At 68.4% G+C, this 20,065-nt stretch carries 17 protein-coding genes; 10 read left to right on the forward strand and 7 right to left on the reverse strand.

Annotated elements, in window-relative coordinates:
* Positions 1 to 34 precede the first annotated feature (34 nt).
* The gene (locus tag AC6CHL_RS06590; RefSeq protein WP_463602108.1) at positions 35 to 241 is read left to right on the forward strand and encodes a PAAR domain-containing protein; all 207 of its coding nucleotides are present in this window, start codon (positions 35 to 37) and stop codon (positions 239 to 241) included.
* 70 nt (positions 242 to 311) lie between these two features.
* Here AC6CHL_RS06590 and AC6CHL_RS06595 read toward each other — a convergent pair whose 3' ends face one another.
* The gene (locus AC6CHL_RS06595) at positions 312 to 2,609 is read right to left on the reverse strand and encodes a TonB-dependent receptor (RefSeq protein ID WP_498293901.1); all 2,298 of its coding nucleotides are present in this window, start codon (positions 2,607 to 2,609) and stop codon (positions 312 to 314) included.
* A gap of 198 nt (positions 2,610 to 2,807) precedes the next feature.
* On the opposite strand from AC6CHL_RS06595, the gene AC6CHL_RS06600 reads away from it, so the two are divergent.
* Positions 2,808 to 3,353 (forward strand): DUF4274 domain-containing protein, encoded by a 546-nt coding sequence (locus tag AC6CHL_RS06600; RefSeq protein ID WP_498293903.1) that lies wholly within the window; start codon positions 2,808 to 2,810, stop codon positions 3,351 to 3,353.
* A gap of 53 nt (positions 3,354 to 3,406) precedes the next feature.
* Here the strand turns inward: AC6CHL_RS06600 and AC6CHL_RS06605 are convergent, their stop codons facing one another.
* Together AC6CHL_RS06605 and rsgA are read right to left on the reverse strand one after the other, a co-directional pair.
* Positions 3,407 to 4,648, reverse strand: a complete 1,242-nt coding sequence (locus AC6CHL_RS06605) for a flavohemoglobin expression-modulating QEGLA motif protein (RefSeq protein WP_038686344.1) — start codon at positions 4,646 to 4,648, stop codon at positions 3,407 to 3,409.
* 116 nt (positions 4,649 to 4,764) lie between these two features.
* Complete coding sequence (gene rsgA, locus AC6CHL_RS06610; protein ID WP_463601650.1) at positions 4,765 to 5,862, reverse strand: ribosome small subunit-dependent GTPase A; 1,098 nt, start codon at positions 5,860 to 5,862, stop codon at positions 4,765 to 4,767.
* Between the two features lie 143 nt (positions 5,863 to 6,005).
* On the opposite strand from rsgA, the gene AC6CHL_RS06615 reads away from it, so the two are divergent.
* From AC6CHL_RS06615 to AC6CHL_RS06630, 4 genes are read left to right on the forward strand one after another with little or no spacing between them, the layout of a single operon-like run.
* Positions 6,006 to 7,280: a pyridoxal phosphate-dependent aminotransferase gene (locus tag AC6CHL_RS06615; protein WP_038686340.1), complete on the forward strand. Its 1,275-nt coding sequence runs from the start codon at positions 6,006 to 6,008 to the stop codon at positions 7,278 to 7,280.
* Entirely contained in the window at positions 7,281 to 7,904 is a 624-nt protein-coding gene (locus AC6CHL_RS06620) for an SGNH/GDSL hydrolase family protein (protein WP_447595617.1), read from the forward strand.
* 56 nt (positions 7,905 to 7,960) lie between these two features.
* Entirely contained in the window at positions 7,961 to 8,602 is a 642-nt protein-coding gene (locus AC6CHL_RS06625) for a class I SAM-dependent methyltransferase (RefSeq protein WP_498294016.1), read from the forward strand.
* A 60-nt stretch (positions 8,603 to 8,662) separates the two neighbouring features.
* Positions 8,663 to 9,016 carry a hypothetical protein gene (locus tag AC6CHL_RS06630; protein ID WP_498293906.1) on the forward strand — a complete coding sequence of 118 codons (354 nt, stop codon included), beginning with the start codon at positions 8,663 to 8,665 and terminating at the stop codon, positions 9,014 to 9,016.
* An 18-nt stretch (positions 9,017 to 9,034) separates the two neighbouring features.
* On the opposite strand, the gene AC6CHL_RS06635 is transcribed toward AC6CHL_RS06630, so the two are convergent.
* Positions 9,035 to 9,817 carry a polysaccharide deacetylase family protein gene (locus AC6CHL_RS06635; protein WP_498293907.1) on the reverse strand — a complete coding sequence of 261 codons (783 nt, stop codon included), beginning with the start codon at positions 9,815 to 9,817 and terminating at the stop codon, positions 9,035 to 9,037.
* Positions 9,818 to 9,874: 57 nt separating this feature from the next.
* Here AC6CHL_RS06635 and grxD point away from each other — a divergent pair, with 57 nt between their 5' ends.
* Positions 9,875 to 10,801, forward strand: a complete 927-nt coding sequence (gene grxD / locus AC6CHL_RS06640) for a Grx4 family monothiol glutaredoxin (RefSeq protein WP_498293909.1) — start codon at positions 9,875 to 9,877, stop codon at positions 10,799 to 10,801.
* Between the two features lie 553 nt (positions 10,802 to 11,354).
* Here grxD and AC6CHL_RS06645 read toward each other — a convergent pair.
* The 3 genes from AC6CHL_RS06645 to AC6CHL_RS06655 all read right to left on the reverse strand — a co-directional run bounded on the left by AC6CHL_RS06645 (position 11,355) and on the right by AC6CHL_RS06655 (position 16,398).
* On the reverse strand, positions 11,355 to 11,894 hold the full coding sequence (locus tag AC6CHL_RS06645) for a DUF924 family protein (RefSeq protein WP_038686332.1): 540 nt from the start codon (positions 11,892 to 11,894) through the stop codon (positions 11,355 to 11,357).
* 53 nt (positions 11,895 to 11,947) lie between these two features.
* Positions 11,948 to 12,724: an AMP nucleosidase gene (locus tag AC6CHL_RS06650; protein WP_038686330.1), complete on the reverse strand. Its 777-nt coding sequence runs from the start codon at positions 12,722 to 12,724 to the stop codon at positions 11,948 to 11,950.
* Positions 12,725 to 12,840: 116 nt separating this feature from the next.
* Positions 12,841 to 16,398 (reverse strand): autotransporter domain-containing protein, encoded by a 3,558-nt coding sequence (locus tag AC6CHL_RS06655; protein WP_498293910.1) that lies wholly within the window; start codon positions 16,396 to 16,398, stop codon positions 12,841 to 12,843.
* A gap of 232 nt (positions 16,399 to 16,630) precedes the next feature.
* Here AC6CHL_RS06655 and AC6CHL_RS06660 point away from each other — a divergent pair, with 232 nt between their 5' ends.
* Genes AC6CHL_RS06660 through AC6CHL_RS06670 form a run of 3 tightly spaced genes read left to right on the forward strand, consistent with a single transcriptional unit; the run spans position 16,631 to position 20,007 of the window.
* Positions 16,631 to 18,040, forward strand: a complete 1,410-nt coding sequence (locus tag AC6CHL_RS06660; protein WP_498293911.1) for an amidohydrolase — start codon at positions 16,631 to 16,633, stop codon at positions 18,038 to 18,040.
* Positions 18,037 to 19,323 (forward strand): amidohydrolase family protein, encoded by a 1,287-nt coding sequence (locus AC6CHL_RS06665; protein WP_498293913.1) that lies wholly within the window; start codon positions 18,037 to 18,039, stop codon positions 19,321 to 19,323. Before AC6CHL_RS06660 ends, AC6CHL_RS06665 begins: the two co-directional genes overlap by 4 nt.
* A gap of 54 nt (positions 19,324 to 19,377) precedes the next feature.
* A complete protein-coding gene (locus AC6CHL_RS06670; protein ID WP_498293914.1) occupies positions 19,378 to 20,007 on the forward strand; it encodes a 2-hydroxychromene-2-carboxylate isomerase in 630 nt (209 codons plus the stop codon).
* Positions 20,008 to 20,065: the final 58 nt, after the last annotated feature.

The following is a 20,065-nucleotide window of genomic DNA, read 5'->3' on the forward strand; positions in this document are numbered from 1 at the left end:
CACCAGTGGCGGGGGCGAGGTCGTCTCATGTCAGATGGATGGCCGTCGCCACATTGGCGGCCGCGCGATCGCCGTGGTTGGCGATCTGGCCACGTGTCTGCTGCATCCCGGGCGTCATGCGTTTGTGGAGGGCAGCGAACGGGTGCGGGTGGAAGGCCAGGCGGTGGTCGTGGATGGCCACCGCCTGGCCTGTGGCTGCCACGGCATCGCCGGGCATGCTACGCACGTTCGTATCCGGTAGGTGCCGACCGTTGGTCGGCACACCCGCGCACCCCAACCGCGGGGGTGGCGTTCGGCGGTGCCCGCGTTGGTCAGAACTCCGCTGCCAACGTCATGAACACCTGGCGCGGCGCGCTGGCGTGGATGGCGTAGCGGGTGCCGGTGGGGTCGGTCGGGGCAAACGAGCTGAGCTGGCCGGCGTAGCGCTTGTTGGTGAGGTTGGTCGCGTTGAGCGACACCTTGACGTCGCGCAGGCCCAGGCCGGGGCCGAACGAATAGCCCACGCCGGCATCGAAGGTGGTCACGCCCGCCACCGACTGGTCGTTGGTGTAGGTGTAATAGCGCTTGCCGGTGTACTTGGCGCGCAGGCTGGCGAAGTAGCCATCGCGGTTCCAGCTGATTTCACTGGACGCCATGCGCTGCGGGGTGTCCACGGTGATCTTGCCGGCCACCGGCACGATCGCCCCGCCGGAGGTGTAGTTGTCCTCGTAGGTGGTCTTGTTCCACGACAGCGCGTTGTACCACTGCAGGCCATCCACCGGCTTAAGGATGAAGGTCAGCTCGGCACCGCGGCTCTTCACCGAGCCCACGTTGATGAAGCGGGTGATGCACTCCGGGCGCGTGCCCACCTCGATGCTGGTGCACGGGTTGAGCGAGAGCAGGCGGTTGTCGAACATGACGTGGTACGCCGCGATCGAGGCCTGGTACTTTTCGCCGAAGGTGCGGAAGCCCGCTTCCAGCGTTTTGGACTTCTCCGGCTCCAGCCCGGCGCTGGCCGCGAACGATTCCGGCGACACCTGCAGCGGGCCGCCGCTGCCACCGCCGACGAATGCGGCGATGTTCTCCGAGTACGAGGCGAACAGCTCCTGGTTGGGGCTCAGCTTGAAGCCGATGCCGGCCTGCGGCAGCACCGATTCCTTGGCGGTCAGCGTGCCCGACGCGTAGCTGGCCTCGGTGCCCGGCTTGGCGTTGGCGGTCATGCGGGTGTTGGGGCTTTTGATGCCCACATCGACGGTCAGGCGGTCATCCAGGAAACGCATGCGGTCCTGCACGTAGAACTGGCGCGTGCGGATGTCGAAGTCCTGGTCGAACAGGCGGCGGTTCGGGTAGTTCAGGTAGGCGTCGTCCAGGAACGGACCGGTGATGTAGTAGAAGTTGCGCTCCACGTTGTGGTCGTTGCGCTCGTACCACAGGCCCGCTTCCAGCTCGTGGATGCCCCACTGCCAGCTCAGCGCGGCGGTGATGCCCTGGCGGTTGATGGTGTAGTTGGTGCTGCGGATGGAGATCGGCAGCGCCTGCGCGGTGCCCGGGTAGGACGGCTGGCCCGGTGCCCACCAGTGGCCCTGGCCACGGTTTTCATGGTGGTAGCCGAGCAGCTTCAGCCGCGCGGTGTCGCCCAGCGCGAGGTCGGCATCCAGCGCGTACAGGTTGTCGTCGCGCAGCGCACGGCTCTGGTAGTAGGCATCGTCGATGCTGTTGACGCCCCCGCTGAAGGCGCACTTTTGCGCGTTGTAGGTGCCCGGCGCGCAGTACGCGGCGGCCACGGCGCGGTCCCAGTCCGGCGCGTAGATGTTCCAGTCATAGCCCAGGCCACGCCGCAGCATGTCCTTGGACAGGTAGGCGTAGTTGGCCTGGCTCACCCGCGAGGTGGCGGCGAACGCACCAAAGCGGTGGTCGCCCACGTTCCACACGGCCTTGGCATTGAACTGGCGCGTGGTCTGGTTCTGGTTCGGCGCGGCCCACATGTCCGAATCCTGGTGCACGCCGGACACGTAGGCCGAGAAGCCGTTGAGGTCGCCGGTGTCCACGCGCAGGTAGCCACGGCGCTGGTTGTCGTCGCCCACGGTCACGCTGGCACGGCCGCCGAATTCGGTGGACGGGTCCTGCGAGAAGTACTGGATGGTGCCACCCAGGTTGCTGGTGGACGCCACGCCCAGCGAGCCGATGCCCTGCGACAGTTCCGCCCCGGCCAGGTTCTCGGCGATAAGGGCACGCGCGATGCTCAGGCCGTTGTAGTTGCCGTAGCTGTTGTCGCCCAGCGGAATGCCGTCCAGCGTGTAGCCCAGGCGGCTCTTGTCGAAGCCGCGCAGGGTGATGCTCTGCGATTCTTCGTTGGCGCCGAAGGCATCGTTGGACTGCACCGACACGCCCGGCAGGCGGTCGAGGATCTTCTGGCCGCTGGTGCCCGGCGGCAGCACCTGCTTGTCCACCGTGCCGATGCGCTGCACCTGGCGGGTTTCGCCCTGGCCGATCACCGACACGGTGTCCAGGGTCTGCGCGCTGAGCGCAACGGTGGCATCGGGGCCTGCGTTGGCGGCTACGTCGGCAGCGTGGGCATTGGCGGCGCACAGCGCAATCGCCACGGCGATCGTCAGGGGTCGGGTAAGCATGGTAGTCCGTTGCATGGGGGGTGATGACCTGCGCACTGCAGGTGCGTGACCATCATGCGAGCGCAACATGAAAGGATTCTTACGCCACGGGGTGCGGCGTATGAAATGCGACCCGACGCGCGAAACCGTGCGCGCATGCTCCCCGCATGCACCGAACGTACAATGCCCGCCTTACCGCAACGGCAGGGACAGCAGGCAATGAACGAACAAGAGTACGAGGCCACCAAGTGGGCGCTGCTGCACGCGCATCTGGTGCAGGCCACGCCGGAACAGCGGCACCTCTATGTGGCGCGCTCCAACTACGGTGACAACCAGCGCGCCCTGGCCTGGCTGGCCGACCAGCCCGACCTGGACCGCGCCACGGCGCTGATGCTGTTCTGGAGCGTGGGTGCGGGCGCGCATGCGCAGTACGAAACGCTGGACGACGTGCCCGACTACGATCGCGACACCCACCAGTTCATCGGTTTGGTGCAGCAACGCTTCCTGGACGGTTTCTATGCCGACCACGGTATCGGCTTCGATCCAACCCGGTGGGACGGCGCCGGTCCGAACGAGCATTCGGCCGCCGAACTGCAGCGCGTGCCGGCGCAGATGCTGCAGGCCGTGGATGGCGAGCATCAGATCGATCCGTTCGATGAAGCCTACGACGAGGACTACGACGACGGCCTGCCGATGGCGCTGGTCGAGCAACTGTACGCGCTGGCTGACGTGCATATCGCCTGGGAAGAAGCGAACCCGCAGTAGGTCACCACCGTTGGTGGTGACGCGTCGGGTAGATCACCACCGTTGGTGGTGACCTACTCGGCGGCCAGCTGGTCCATGCGGATGCGGTTGGCGAACAGCGAAAACGCCAGCATGCCGGCCAGGCCATTGGCGCGGCTGACCCAATGCGGCAACCAGCGCGGCGGGCGCAGGATGCCCTCTTCAAACAGCGGCGCGAAGGCGATGGCATCGTGCAGCGACATCTTGCCGGCAAACAGCCAGCGGCAGACCTGCAGGCGGTCTTCGGCCAGCATATGGCGGAAGAAGGTATGCACCGACACCAGCCCGCGCAGGTACACGGTGTCCTTGGTGAAGGCCGCGCCGCCGGTCGGCGGCACGCCGCGGAACACGCGCTGGGCCGAGGCGAAACTCTCTTCGTTGTTCTGCCCGGCCTCGCAGAAGTAGCGGAACACCTGGATGAAATCGGCGCCTTCGCGCGCCATCGCGATGGCTTCGGTGCGCAGGCTGATGCGCTTGAGCCGTTCGATGTCGATGCTGCCGGTGATCTGTTCGGCGAACGTGGCCAGCCCTTCCTGGGTGGCGGTGACCCGCGGCGAGGACAACGCCAGGCTGGGCAGGTGCGGCTGCTCGCGTCCGTTGAGGGCGGTCAACGAATGCACCAGCGCTTCGTGGTGGAACAGCTGCGCACGGTCGTAGGCGCTGAAGCGTGCACTGGTGCGCAGGCGGATCCGGGTGGGACCGGCGGCGGCCTTGGAAATCAGCTCCGGGTCGAGCTGCACGCTGATGATGCGCGATTCGAAGAAAGCGTCCAGGTCGCTTTGCAGCTGCAGCTGCAGCGCGGTGGCCGAGACCGGCACCTGTTCTTCGGGGGCAAGCAGTTCGTGGTCCAGTTCCTGCGCGATCTGGATGAAGTGGCGCGCTGCCTCGCGGGTACTGGGGCCGTTGCCGGGCAGCGGGTGCTCGGGCGCGCCGAACAGCTCCACCGAGTAGTGGTCCACCGCGGCGGTGCCCAGCGATTCCAGCAGGCCGGCGGCCAGGTCCCAGCTGTGCGCCGAGCGCTGCACATACAGGCCGATGGGATGGGTGGGATCGCATTGGGCGCTGATCGCGGCCAGGGCGCGGCGCGTATCGCTGAAGTCCAGCCGGGGATAGGACACCTGGGGCAGCACCGGGTTGCCGCGCGCGACGCTGGCCAGGAACGGCGCCTGCAGCGCGGCCGGCCAACTGGTCAGGCCGAGCAGCTTGATGCCGCCCACCGCCTCCACCAGCTGCGCATCGAGCGCGGTGTGGTGGGCCACCTCACGATCCACGGTCATCGGTGTGTCCATGGGCGGACAATAGCAGCCACCCATGGGGTGGCTCTACCCGCGGCCCCACCACGGCCGCCGCACACCGCCCGATCGTGGTCGACCCACCGGTGGCGGCACGTGGGTTATCGCCGGCCGCCCTTTCCGCCCGGTCGCCACTGCGCGCCCTTGCCCACGTGCTTGCGCTCGATGGCCTGCTGCGCCTGGCGCACCGCCAGCTTGGCCGCCGCGGCCGCCACTTCTTCCTTCAGCTTGAAGTAGTTCAACAGGCGTTCTTCATCCAGCGAGCCATCTTCGATGGCCGCCCGGATCGCGCAGCCCGGCTCACGCTGGTGCGCGCAATCGCGGAAACGGCATTGCGCCGACAGGGCTTCCACGTCGGAGAAACCGCCTTCGCTCAAGGCCTCTTCACCGGTCGGCTTGAGCTCGCGCATGCCGGGTGTATCGATCAGGCAGGCACCGGCCGGCAGCGGGATCAAGGCGCGGTGGGTGGTGGTGTGGCGGCCGCGCGAGTCGTTCACACGCACATCGGCGGTTTTCATGCGCTCCTCGCCAAGCAGGGTGTTGGTCAGCGTGGACTTGCCCGCCCCCGACGACCCCACCAGCACCACGGTGCGCCCCGCGCCCAGCCACGGCAGCAGCGCCGACGCGCTGGCCGGGTCGCGGCCGTTGATGGCCAGCAGCGGAATGTCCTGCGCGGCCAGCTCTTCCAGCACGTCCAGGGCATCCTGGCTGTACTCGGTCTGGTCGGCCTTGGTCAGCACCACCACCGGCTGCGCGCCGCCACCGCCCACCAGCAGCAGGTAGCGCTCGATCCGGCGCGGGTTGAAGTCCGCATCCAGCCCGCACACGATGAACACGGTATCGATGTTGGCCGCGATCACCTGCTGGTGGTAATGCTCGCCGGCCGCCCCGCGCTTGATCGCGGTGCGCCGCGGCAGCAGCGCGATGATCTTGATGCCGTCCAGCAGCACCCAGTCGCCCACTGCCGCGCGTTCATGGCTGGGGAACCGCGGCCGCTGCCACTCCGGCGGGGATTCGGTCTTGATCGCCGCGTCCGGCATGTCGGCCACGATGTAGCCGGTGCGGTGCTGCTCGATCACCCGGCCCGGACGGGCCTGCGGGTGTGCATCGAACAAGGCCTGCCAGCTGGGCAGCTCGGGGGCGCCTGCCCAGGGCCAGCCTATGGTCTGCAGGGCGCGGAAATCGATCGGTTCGCTCATCGCCCCATTCTACCCTCCCCCGCCGCTCCGGCCGGGCCCGGCAACTGCCCGCCAACAATGGGGTTTTGGCCCCGGCGGGGGCTTGCCCCGCAACGCACCAATTCCGCTACCATGCAGATTCCATGCCCTCCAACGGCCCAGTCATGTCCACGCCCCCGATCAAGCCGCTTGCCACCCGCGAGCGCCTGTCCGAAGTCCGCTACGAGATCCGGGGCGAACTGGCGCGGCGAGCGCGTGAGCTGGAGGCCCAGGGGCGCAAGCTGATCAAGCTGAACATCGGCAACCCGGGCAACTTCGGCTTCCGCGCACCGGAACACCTGCAGCGCGCGATCGCCGACGACATGGGCCGCACCGACCCGTATACCCACCAGCAGGGCCTGCCGGAGGCCCGCGAGGCCATCGCCGCCGCCTACGCCCGCCGTGGCGCGCCCGATGCGCATCCGGACCGGGTGTTCGTCGGCAATGGTGTCAGCGAGCTGATCGACCTGTCGCTGCGCGCCCTGCTCAACCCCGGCGATGAAGTGCTGGTGCCCTCGCCCGACTACCCGCTGTGGTCGGCGGCCACCATCCTCAACGACGGCCGCCCGGTGTACTACCGCTGCGCCCCGGAGAACGGCTTCCAGCCGGACCCGGTGGAAATCGAGACGCTGGTGTCCTCGCGCACCCGCGCCATCGTGCTGATCAACCCGAACAACCCCAGCGGCGCCAGCTACTCGCGCGACCTGCTGGAGCGCATCGTCGCCATCGCCGCCAAGCACAACCTGCTGCTGATGGTCGATGAGATCTACGACCAGATCCTGTACGACGACGCGCAGTTCCACCCGGTGGCCCCGCTGGCCGGCGAGCATCCGTGCATCACCTTCAGCGGGCTGAGCAAGGTGCACCGCGCCTGTGGCTGGCGGGTGGGCTGGGCGATGCTGTCCGGTGCAGCCGAACGGCTGGGCGAGTTCCGCGCGGCGATGGACCTGCTCAGCGCGCTGCGCCTGTGCGCCAACGTGCCCGGCCAGTACGCCATCGATGCGGCCGTCAACGGCCCGGACACCGTCTCGGCGCTGTGCGCGCCCGGCGGCCGCCTGTATGAAACCCGCCGCGCGGTGATCGAGGCCTGCAACGCCAGCGAGCACCTGTCGCTGGTGGCGCCGGCCGGCGCGCTGTACGCCTTCCCGGCGGTGGTTGGGCCGGCGGCCCGCAGCTTCGACGACCACGATTTCGCGCTGGAACTGATGAACGAGGAAGGCGTACTGGTGGTCCCGGGCTCGAGCTTCAACGTGCCCTACCGCCACCACTTCCGGGTCACCCTGCTGCCCGAAGCAGAGGTGATGCGCGATGTCTTCGCCCGTATCGACCGCGCATTGGCCCGGCGTGCCGAAGCGAATACCAAAGTGGTGCCGCTGAAGCCGCGCAGCGCGGTGGCCTGAGTGGCGCTGTCCTACCTGGCCCTGGGCGACTCCTACACCATCGGCGAAGGGGTTGAACCGGCCGCGCGTTGGCCACTGCAGCTGGTGGCCGGCCTGCGCGACATCGGCGTGGCGGTGGACGACCCGCAGATCATCGCCACCACCGGCTGGACCACCGACGAGCTGGAGGCCGGCATCGATGCCGCCGCGCCGCAGGGGCCGTTCGGCCTGGTCAGCCTGCTGATCGGGGTGAACGACCAGTACCGCGGCCGCAGCGTGGACGACTACCGCCCGCGCTTCACCGCGCTGCTGCAGCGCGCACTCGGCTTTGCCGGCGACCGTGCGCAGCGCGTGCTGGTGCTGTCCATTCCCGATTGGGGCGTAACCCCGTATGCGCGCGACAACAACCGCGACCGCGTGCAGGTCGGGCAGGAACTGGACGCCTACAACGCGGCCGCCGCCGCGATCTGCGCCGAACACGGCGTGTCGTTCATCGACATCACCGACCTCAGCCGGGTACCCGGCGGCGAAGCGGTGATGCTGGTCGACGATGGCCTGCATCCGTCGGCGGCGATGTACGCGCTGTGGACCGAACGCGCGTTCCAGGTGGCGCGCGTGCAGCTGGCCGACGAGGTGCCGCGCTGAGCACGGACGCCCTGCCACTGGCCAAGGAACAGGCCCGCCGCATCGCTGACGCCTTCATGCCGGCCCAGCGCTTCGGCAACCGACGCGATTACTACTACAGCCGCGGCAAGCTCGGCAGCGATCCGCTGTACCCGGGCGTGCTGACCGCGCTGGCGCCCGCGCACGGCGCCCTGCTCGACATCGGCTGCGGCCTGGGCCTGCTGGCGCACGTGCTGCGCCAGGCCGGGCACCGGCAGCCGTACCTGGGCGTGGACATCGATGCGGACAAGATTGCCCGCGCGCGACGCGCCGGGACGCGCGCAGCACTGGCCGATGCGCGGTTCGACTGCCTGGATGCCAGTGCCACCCTGCCCGCCCACCACGGCAGCGTGGCGCTGCTGGATGTGCTGCAGTACCTGCCCGCGCACGCCCAGACGGGGCTGCTGCAGGCGGCGGCGGCCCGCGTGGCACCGGGCGGGCGGCTGGTGATCCGCACCACCCTGGCCGACAACAGCGGCCGCGACCGCACCACCCGCATCACCGACATGCTGGCGCACCTGGTGGGCTGGATGGGCACGCGCCCGCGCCACTATCCGGACGCCGCCAGCGTGCGCGCGCCCCTGGAAGCGGCGGGCCTGCACCTGCAGATGCGCCCGCTGTATGGCAACACCCCGTTCAACAACTGGCTGGTCAGTGCCGAGCGGCCCGCGCTTGCCTGAGGGTCGCGCGCGGCGCGGCGCACGCGCATACTCGCGCCCCGATACCGGCATGGAGCCCGCATGACCCCGCCGTCGCCCCGACATTCCGCCCTGGGCATCGCCGCGCTGGTGATCAGCCTGTGCGGGCTGGTGATGTTTGCGATCAGCGCGCACTACGCGCATACCCCGGCCCATGCGCAGATGCAGACGCTGCCGGTGGTGCTGCTGGTGGTGGTGTGCATCAGCATCGGCCTGGCCGTGCTGGCCACGGTGATGGGCATCGGCAGCCTGCTGCAGCACCGCCGCCGGCGGGTCACCGGGGTGCTGGCGCTGGGGCTGGCGGTCACCCTGCTGCTGGCCCAGGTGTCACTGGTCAGCTGGATGCGCCAGCAATGGCAACACGCGCACCCGGTGGCGGGCAGCGCGCAGCCGTAACGCGGCGGCCCGTGCCGCCTAGGCCGCGTCGGGCAGGACCGCGCTCAGGCCACGATCCTGCAGGGCCTGCAGCACCGCTTCGATGATCGCCAGGTTGTGCCCGTGGGCGGCCCCCTCATGCAGCAGCACGATGGCGCCCGGCCCCAGGTCGGCCACGATGCGCTCCACCACGGCCGCCGGCTGGCAATCGACCCCGTCAAACCCGCGCGCGCTCCAGCCCACGCGGGTGAGCTGCCACTGCGCCAATGCCGGGGCCACGAACGGGTTGGTCATGCCCACCACCGAGCGGTACCAGCGCGGCGGCTGCCCGGCGAGGGCGGTCAGCGCCTGCTGGCACTGCGCGATCTCGTCGGCCATCGCCGCCCGCCCGAGCCGCCAGAAGCGGGCCTGCGGGTGGCGGTGGCTGTGGTTGCCCAGGGTGTGGCCGCGGGCCAGCATCTGCCGCACCAGTTCGGGCTGGGCCAGGGCCCGTTCGCCGACCAGGAAGAAGGTGGCCTTGGCCTGGTAGCGGTCCAGCAGGTCCAGCACCGCCGGGGTTTCGGGCGAGGGGCCGTCGTCGATGGTCAGCCACACCCGGGGCGCGCTGCCCGGCAGGCGGCTGAGCACGGGGGCGTAGAAGCGGCTGTTGGGCAGGAACACGGGCACCATGAACAGCGCGTGCGAGGCCACCATCAGCGCCAGCCCGACGGGCCAGCCCAGGCCCACCCACGCCAGCACCACCAGCAGCTGTGAGACCAGCAGCCAGGGCAGCCAGCGCCAGGGGCGCAGGGGAACGCGATGCAATGTTTCCGGTACGGTCATGCCCCATGATGCCATGCGGCGTAGAATGACCGGTTCCAAACGCCGGACCCGACCGTCATGTCCCTTGATCCCGCCCTGCGCTCGCGCATCGAATCCATCCTCACCGCCAACCGCGTCGTGCTGTTCATGAAGGGTCAGCCGAGCATGCCGCAGTGCGGTTTTTCGGCCAAGGCCGTGGGCGCGCTGCAGGACCTGGGCGTGGAGTTCGCCCACGTCAACGTGCTGGCCGACGCGGAGATCCGCGAAGGCATCAAGGCCTACGGCGACTGGCCGACCATCCCGCAGCTGTACATCGACAGCGAGCTGGTGGGCGGCAGCGACATCATCCTGCAGATGGCCGGCAGCGGTGAGCTGAGCAGCGTGCTGGGTCTGGCCGCACCGGACCGCACGGCGCCCTCGATCACGGTGACGCCGGCAGCGGTTGAGATGCTGCGCGGCGCGCTGGCCGATGCACCGGGTGCGTCGCTGCAGCTGGGCATCGATGCAAACTTCCAGCCAAACTTCCAGCTGGCCCCGCACGACGACAACGCGATCGCGGCCGAGTCCAACGGGCTGCGCGTGCAGTTCGATCTGGCCAGCGCGCGTCGCGCCGAGGGCATCACCATCGATTGGGTGGACGATATCCGCGGCAAGGGTCTGGCGATCGACAACCCGAACGCACCGCGTGCGGTGAAGGAATTGGCGGTACGCGATGCCGACGACCAGCTGCGCGCCGGCCGCCTGATGGTGGTGGACGTGCGCCCGGCCGACGAGCGCGCGATCGCATCGATCAACGCGTCGTTCGAGACGTTCGACGGTGACAACCGCGCCCGTCTGGAGGCCCTGCCGAAGGACACCGCGCTGGGCTTCCTGTGCCACCACGGCGGCCGCAGCGCACAGGCCGCCGAGCAGTTCCGCGCCCTGGGTTTCACCAACGTGCACAACATCACCGGCGGCATCGAGGCCTGGTCGAACGACGTGGACAACAGCGTGCCGAAGTACTGATCGACGTCAGTTCAGCGCTCAAAGAAAAACGCCGGCAATGCCGGCGTTTTTCGTTTTCTGTTCTGAAGCCAAAGCAGCTTGGCTGTGAAGTCTCGGGCTGGGCGGGGGTGTGGGGGTTCACGGGACACGCCGTAAATCCGTCCCTGGAGGCTCGTGGGCGCCATCCATGGCGCCCAACGGTCCCGCGACCCCCCACACCCCCACCCCTGACAGTTGGCTGGCAGCCATGGCAAAAAACACACAGCACAAGCAGCACCCACTGGTTCGAGTGATTCGAGTGGTCCGAGTAATTCGAGGTATTAGAGGTAGTGCTCCACCGCTTTTCCGTTGAGCACCCGAACACTGTCAATGGGTGGGTACGGGTGGGTTGGCGGGACCGTTGGGCGCCATGGATGGCGCCCACGAGCCTCCAGGGATGGATTCACGGCGTGTCCCGCCAACCCACCCGTACCCGCCAAGCCAGCGCAGGCGCGCACCCGCCGCTGTGGCTTGGCAGTTAGCTGTTGAAGTTGAAGTTGAAGTTGAAGTTGAAGTTGCTCACGCTCTTCCAACCTCAACCCGCAAACCCACCCTCGGCCAGGTAATCCAGCTCCTCCGGCGTCGGCATCCGGCCCAACACCGCGTTGCGGTGCGGGAAACGGCCGAAACGCCGGATGATGTCGCGGTGCAGCTCGGCGAACTGCAGGTATTCCTTGTCGCCCAGCACATCGAACATCGCCACCGACCGCTCCTGGTCCTGCGGATCTTCCGAATGCTCGAACGGCAGATAGATGAACGCACGCAGCTTGGGCACCAGCTGCAGATCCAAGCCCTCCTCCACCGCGCGCATCGCGTAGTGCCGGGCCAGACCGTCGGTCGCGTAGGAATGGGCCGTGTCGCGGAAACAGTTACGCGGGAACTGGTCGAGCAGAATCATCAGCGCCAGCGCACCGTCCGCGCTGCCCAGCCAATGTTCGCGCCCACGCCGCGCCGCCGCGAAGTGTTCCTCCAGGAACGCCTCGCGGAACCGCGCATCGAACGCGTCATCGCGCGTGAACCATTGTTGTGGGCCGGCATCGCGCCAGAACTCCACCACTTGTACCGCCACGTCCATTCACTACCCCTGAGGGCGGAACGTCGCCAGGACGCCCGCCGGTTCCATTGCCATCACTCGTCAAAACGCAGGTGGCGGACCGACTTGCCGTTGCGCCGTATAAGCTTAAGCGCCTCGATACCGATCTGGATATGGTTTTCGACGAACTGCGAGCTGACCTTGGCGTCGGACGCCTCGGTTTTCACCCCGTCCGGGATCATCGGCTGGTCGGACACCAGCAGCAGCGCCCCGATCGGGATGTGGTTGGCAAAGCCCGCCGCGAACAGCGTGGCCGTCTCCATGTCGATGGCCATGCAGCGCATCAGCCGCAGCTTCTCCTTGAACGCCTCATCGTGCTCCCAAACCCGGCGGTTGGTCGTATAGACCGTGCCCGTCCAGTAATCATGGCCCAGATCGCGGATGGTGGTGGACACCGCCCGCTGCAGCGCAAACGCCGGCAGCGCCGGCACTTCCGGCGGCAGATAGTCGCCCGAGGTGCCCTCGCCACGGATCGCCGCGATCGGCAGGATCATGTCGCCCAGCTGGTTCTTGCGCTTCAGACCGCCACATTTTCCCAGGAACAGCACCGCCTTGGGCATCACCGCCGACAGCAGGTCCATCACGATGGCCGCGTTGGGGCTGCCCATCCCGAAGTTGATCAGCGTGATGTCATCGCTGGTGACGCTGGCCATCGGCCGGTCCATGCCCTGCACCGGCGCGCCGGTGAGGTGAGAAAAAGTGTGCAGGTAGCCTGCGAAGTTGGTCAGCAGGATGTGCTGGCCGAACTGGTCCAGCGGCACGCCGGTGTAGCGTGGCAGCCAGTTTTCGACGATTTCTTGTTTGTTCTTCATAGTGCGCGTGCGGTCCGGCAAGTGGTTCCAGTGTGCCTATTCTGCGGGTGCGCACCCAACAAGCAAGAAAAAGGCGGCCAATGGCCGCCTTTTTCCGTGTTGCCGTTACCGCTGGATCAGAACTGCACGGACCAGCGCGCGGTGGCACCGTGGTCACGCGACTCGCTGCCGAACTGGCCGTTGTAGCCCAGTTCCAGCTGGTTGCGCGGGCTCAACCAGGCCGACAGGCCCAGCTCGGCCACCACCGTATGGTCGGCGATGGCCGCGCCACTGACGGTGTAGCCGCTGCCACCGGCCAGGGCCAGGTTGGCCACCTGGTTGCGGTCGCCCGAGGCACGGCGGTAACCCACCCCGCCACGCACGTGCAGCCAGCTTTCCTGCTGCCACGCGGTCTTCAGGCCGCGGTCGAAGCGCACACCGGCGGTGCCGATGGTGGTGCGGGTATCGGCCACGTTGCCGTGCAGCGCAGCCGCGCCACCCTGCTCGTTGACGCCGTCCACGTCCACTTCCACGCGCGCCAACTGCAGGTACGGCTCCAGGCCCGCTTCGGCGCCGCCGATGCGGTAGGCACCTTCCACGAACAGCTGGCGGGTCTTGGCGTCGTAACGCGCGGTCAGTGCGTCCTGGAACCCGGCAAAGGCCAGTTCGCGGCGGCTGTCCACTTCGTGACGGGTGTAGCCCAGACCGGCGCGCAGGCCGAACCCACCCCACTGGTTGCCCACGTAGGCACCCAGGTGGGTGTTGTCGATTTCCGCACGGGCGCGACGGCCCTGGGCCTGCTTGCTGTCGGTACGCCCGGTACCGATCAGGCCACCCACCTGCCAGCCCCCCGCGAAGCGGTGGTCGGCACCGACCAGCAGCCCGCTGGTGTTGCTTTGCGTGCGCGCCGCATTGGCATCGCCGTCGAGCTTGCCGCTGCCGCCGATGGCCTGCACCCAGGCGCCGGTGGCGGCCGCATCGCCCGCACCCGGCGCACGCGCGCCGACACTGCGACTGAGCGCGGCATCGCGCAGGTAACGGCTGCTTTCCACCAACGCCATCGGCGTGGCGGCATGCAGTTCACCGCTCAAGGCATCCAGTGCCGCGCCCACCTGGGCCGGGAACAACTGGGTCAGCGGCTTGGGCAGGCCCTGGTTGATACCCAGGCTGTCGGCGCTGGTGGCCACGCCGCGCTGGTTGGCGGTTACCGCCGCGCTGGCCAGTGCGTTGCCGCGGGCCACGTTGATCTGCACGCCGTTGGCGCCGTAGCCCAGGTTGAACTTCAGGAACGGCGAGAACGAGGAGAAGTCCAGCGTCGCAAAGCGACCGTTGACGCCGCCGTCGGCCTGCAGGAAGTTGAACTGCTCGCCCAGGTAATAGGTGCCCACTTCCGGCAGCGCCTTCAGGGTGCCGTCCAGGGTGGCGGTGCCGGTCACGTGCAGCATGTCGCTGCGGCTGCCCGGGGCCAGTTCGGCCAGGTAGATGCCGCTGGCGGTCTGCACGTAGTCGCCGTCGATGGTCAGCGTGCCGATCGAGTTGCCCGGCGCGATGATGCCTTCCACGCGGGTGTCGCCGAGATGGCCGATACCCTTCAACGCGCCCTTGCTCCCCACCACGGTGGAGCCGCCCTGCTGCAGACCGTTGAACGACACGGTACCGCCGTTGACGAACAGGTCCACATTCTCCAGCAGTGCGTCGGCGTTGACCCGGGTGGTGCCCGACGAGCGCAGCGTACCGGCCTCAAGGCTGCCGTTGAGCACGAAGGTGCCGGCCGTGCCGACCTCCGTCACCGCGCCTGACTGCACGCCGTCCAGGGTCACCGTACCGCCGCTGACGTTCAGTGCCGAGCCGTCGAGCACGCCCTTGGCGCTGATGACGCTGGTGCCGCCGAGGTTGTTCAAGGTGGTGGCCACCAGGCTGCCGTTGAGCACGAACCGGCCCGCCTGCACATCCACCGACGCGGTGAGCGCATTGGTGCCGTCCAGCTCGAGTACGCCCTCGCGCACGACGGCGCCGTTGAAGGTGTTGTCACCGCTCAGGCGCAGCCAGCCGATACCGGACTTGGTCAGCTTGCCCGGGCCGCCGATGTCGTTGGTCCAGTCGTCCCATGCATCGCCTTCCCACACCTTCAGGCCACCGGCTCGCTGGTTCATCACCACGTCGGTGTCCACGCGCAGCAGGCCGTAGCCTTCGATAGCCTTGCGCAGGTCCATCAGGCCCCAGCCGTAGACATCGTCGACGCCGGCTGCACCGAGGTCACGGGCGGTGGTGAGCAGCACGTCGCGTACCTGCGCGTTGTCCAGGTACGGGTAACGCTCGAACAACAGACCCAGCGCACCGGTCACATGCGGCGTCGCCATCGACGTGCCGCTCAGCAGCCCGTAGGAGTAGGTCGGCAGGCGCTCCAGGACGTCCAGAATCAGGTTGCCGTTGTCGTCGGCGTACAGATCCGAGTTGACCTGCGAATCACCGCCATACACCGTGGAGTTGATATCCGTACCGGGCGCGGCCAGGCACCAGTTGGCCGCAAAACCGCAGCGCATCGACTGGTTGCTCAGCACCAGGTCCTGGTCGACGTTGACCACGGCAAGCCAGTACTTCTCGATATCGGGCATCGCACGCGGCAGCGAGGCGTACATGCCGGCGATCGGGCTTTCTTCCGGGCTCGGGTTGACGCCGCTGTTGCCGGCGGCCCACACCTGGATCATGCCCTTGGCACGCGAACCGTCGGCGATGGCCTGCAACCGCTCTTCGAACACTGGGTGGGACAGGTAGAAGTCCAGATCCTCTTCCGAGTTCGGCTCGCTTGCCAGGCCCCAGCTGTGGTTCACCGCACGCACGCCCTGCTCGTTGAGCTGGTTGTACAACTGCGGGAAGATCGAATTGGACGCCCCGATGGACGCCACGTTCTGCACGTCGAGGTAGCCATCGGGCGTGGCGGTGTAATAGGAGACGCTGTTGGAGAACAGGCGCGCCACGCTCAGGTCGGCACCGAAGGCAACGCCATGGGTGCCGCTGCCATCGCGGTTGGCCGCGATCGTGCCGCTGACGTGCGTACCGTGGATGCCGTAGCTGCCCCCTTCGAAGTACCCCCAGCTGTTGAGCAGGTCGACGATGCGCTGGTCGAAGGAGGGATCGAAGATGTTGAACTCGATGGCGACCTGGTCGCCATCCGTGGCGAAGCACGCGTCCGGGCCGTCCACTGCGGCGGTGTTGGTGCACAGGGTGCCATCCGGCATCACGTCGGCCAGGTGGATGCTGCGATGGTCCTTGCCGGCAAACTCATCGTGATCCAGCCCGGTGCCGCTGTCGAACACGCCCAGGCGGATGCCCTTGCCGGTCAGTCCGCGCGCATAGGCGTACTCGGCATTGACGGCCTGCAGGCCCCAATCGGCCTTGAATTCGTCGGTGCGCCAGCTGGCTGCATCGCCGGCAACGCCCATGGTCGGCTGGGTGGGACCCGGTGCGGTCGGAACGATCGCCGCGCTCGTGCGCGGGGCTACGTCCACCACGTTCGGGGTCAGCTGGTAGGCGGCACGCTGCACGAGGCGCTGCTGCTGGTAACTGGTCAGGGTGTCGTCGGCGGCGCTGGCCACGCTGGGCAGCACCAGTGCGCTGAGCAGGATGCCGCCAATGGTGGTCGCCAACAGGCTGGGCGACGGGCGACGGGAGACTGCGGAAGAACGCTGGTTCATCTGTTTACCTTCCTTGAGTGATGCGCTTTCAGAGCAAATACGTGATCAATTTCACGGAACTGAGCGGGGTGAGCCCCACCCCGAGCGTACCTCATATTCACCATTTGTTCACAACCGTTTAATGATTACGAAACATTTCGCGATAGCCAACACCCCTGCAGTTCGTCACTTGGCAAACGCCCCCCTGCCCGGCTAGCGTCGGCGGCTGCGTCCATGTAACCCCGGGGAATCCATGCACAAGTTGTTGAGCGTCGGCGTCGGCCTGGCGTTGTTTTCGATCGGCCTCTCGCCTGCGCCCGCCGCCTCGCGCTTCGTGCAGGACCCCTACCCCAGCACCTATGCGCCGATCGCCTCGGCACCGGTGCTGATCCACAACGCCACCGTGCTGACTGGCACCGGCACGCGCCTGGACAACGCCGACGTGCTGCTGCAGGACGGCCGCATCCGCGCGGTGGGCAGCGCGCTGGCGGCACCGGCCAACGCGGTCCGGATCGATGCGGCCGGGAAGTGGGTCACCCCCGGCATCATCGACGTGCATTCGCACCTGGGCGTCTACCCCAGTCCTGGGGTAAGCGCGCACAGCGACGGCAACGAGATGACCGCGCCGGTCACCGCCAACGTGTGGGCCGAGCATTCGGTGTGGCCGCAGGACCCGGGCTTTGCCGCCGCGCTGGCCGGGGGCGTGACCGCGATGCAGGTGCTGCCCGGGTCGGCCAACCTGGTGGGCGGGCGCGGGGTGACGCTGAAAAATGTGCCGGCCACCACCTACCAGGCCATGAAATTCCCGGGCGCGCCGTGGGGCCTGAAAATGGCCTGCGGCGAGAACCCCAAGCGCGTGTACGGCGGCGGCAAGGGCGTGGCCCCGGGCACCCGCATGGGCAACGTGGCCGGGTACCGCGCGGCCTTCATCGATGCCAGCGAGTACATCGCCAAGAACGCGCCGAAGAAACAACAGAAGAAGCGCTGGTTCAGCGGCAGCGACAAGGGCGACAGCGCCGGCGATACCGGCGGCAAGCGCGACCTCAAGCTGGATACGCTGGCCGGTGCGATCCAGGGCGACATCCGCGTGCACATCCACTGCTACCGCGCCGATGAAATGGCCACCATGCTCGACCTGTCCAAGGAATTCGGCTTCAAGATCGCCGCCTTCCACCACGCGGTGGAGGCCTACAAGCTGTCCGACCGGCTCGCCGCCGAAGGCGTGTGCGGCGCGCTGTGGGCCGACTGGTGGGGCTTCAAGATGGAAGCGTTCGACGGCATCCAGGACAACATCGCGCTGGTCGACCGACCGGCCAACAGCTGCGCGATCGTGCACTCCGATTCCCCCGAGGGCATCCAGCGGCTCAACCAGGAAGCGGCCAAGGTGATCGCCAACGCGCGCCGGGCCGGGATCGAGATCGCCCCGGAGCGCGCGATGATGTGGCTGAGCTACAACGCGGCGCGCTCACTCGGCGTGGAGAAACAGACCGGCAGCCTGGAGGCGGGCAAGATGGGCGATGTGGTGGTGTGGAACGGCAGCCCCTTCAGTTCCTACGCGCAGGCCGAACAGGTGTTCATCGACGGCCACCAGGTGTACGACCGACGTGATGCGCGGCGGCAGCCGCTGTCGGACTTCATGCTGGGCCAGGAGGCACGTCCATGAGCCGGGGTCTGCGCCTTTCCGCGCGTCGCCGGGCGTGGCTCGGCACGACCGCGCTATTGATGCTGGCCGCGCTGCCCGTGCAGGCCCAGGACCTGCTGGTGCGCAACGCCACGGTGCATACCGCCAGCGCGCGCGGCAGCCTGGAACACGCCGACGTGCTGGTCCAGGGCGGCATCATCCGCGCGGTCGGTGCCGGCCTGGTCGCACCGGCCGGCGTCAGCGTGGTCGAGGCGGCGGGCAAGCCGCTGACCCCGGCCCTGTTCGGTGGCATCACCGACATCGGCATCGAAGAGATCTCCGGCGAGTCGGCCACGGTGGACAGCACGTTGAAGCTGGACGACCAGCCGCTGCGCCCCGAATTCGACGTCAGCCTGGCCTTCAACCCGACGTCGGTGTTGATTCCGGTGGCACGGCTGGATGGCATCGGCTTCACCGCCTTGGGCGCCAACAGCGGCGGCGGCTTCATCGCCGGCCAGGGCGGGGTGATGCGGCTGGACGGCAGCGCCGACCCGATCGGGCCGCTGGCGTTGTATATCCGGCTGGGCGCGGCGGGGGCGGAACTGACCGGCAACTCGCGCGCGGCGCAGTGGATGCTGCTGGAACAGATGGTCAGCGAAGCGCGCGGGCGCGTGCCCGCCGATTCCCCGCATGCCCTGCTCACCCCCGCCGGGCGCGCCACGCTGGCACGTTACCTGGCCGGGCAAGGCCGGCTGGTGGTGCAGGTGGACCGCGCCGCTGACATCCGCCAGCTGCTGCGCTGGGCCGGCCGCGAGAACGTGAAGATCGCCATTGCCGGCGGTACCGAGGCCTGGCGCCTGGCCCCGCAGCTGGCGCAGGCCAACGTGCCGGTGTTCGTGGATGCACTGGGCAACCTGCCCAGCAGTTTCGACCAGCTCGGTGCCACGCTGGAAAACGCCGCGCGGCTGCGTGCCGCCGGGGTGCAGGTCAGCTTCGCCCAGCGCGACGATGCCTCGCACAACGCACGCAAGATGCGCCAGCTGGCCGGCAATGCCGTGGCCAACGGCCTGCCCTGGCAGGACGGTCTGGCCGGGCTGACCCGGGTGCCGGCGCAGGTGCTGGGCGTGGGCGATCGCATCGGCAGCATCGAGGTGGGCAAGCTGGCCGACCTGGTGCTGTGGGAAGGCGACCCCCTCGATGTGGGCCACTATGCCGAGCAGGTCTGGCTGGGCGGCCGCGCCATGCCGATGCGCTCGCGGCAGACCGAGCTGCGCGACCGCTACATGACGCCAGCGTCGGCCGAACCGCGCGCATACTCACGCTGAGCCCCATCCTGCGGCGGGCATGACGCCCGCCGCACCGTCCCCCCGGGAGTGCCCATGGCGCTGCGCTGGTATTTCGATTTCGTCTCGCCCTTCGCCTACCTGCACTGGCAGCAGCTCAAGACCCTGCCGCAGTTCGAGCGGATCACCCCGGTGCCGATCGCCTTCGGCGCGGTGCTGCACCACCTGGGCAACCTGGGCCCGGCCGAGATTCCGGCCAAACGCCGCTTCACCTACCGCCAGGTGCTGTGGCAGGCGCAGCAGCAGGGTGTGCCGCTGCGCTTCCCGCCCGGGCACCCGTTCAACCCGCTGGCCGCACTGCGGCTGTGCCTGGCCGCCGGTGCCACCCCGGCGTCGGTGGACATCCTGTTCAACTGGATCTGGCGCGACGGCCACACCGCCGACAGTGCCGCGGCCCTGGCCCTGCCGGGCGCCATGCTGGACGTGGCCCATGTGGCCGAGGCGATCAGCGCGCCCGACGTCAAAGAGCAGCTGCGGCGCAATACCGATGCGGCCATCGCCGCCGGGGTGTTCGGGGTACCCACCCTGTCCATCGACGGCGAGCTGTACTGGGGCAACGACGCCCACGCGCTGATGCAGGCCGTGCTGGCCGATCCCGACACGGTCCAGGGCGGCGAGTGGGACCGGGTGGATACCCTGCCGGTGGCGGTCCAGCGCAGCCGTTGACCCGACGCCAGGTCCCCGGTCAGGCAGCGGCGGCAGTTTTGGGATAGCTTTCACAGTT

The organism is Stenotrophomonas sp. GQ19, assembly GCF_059758695.1.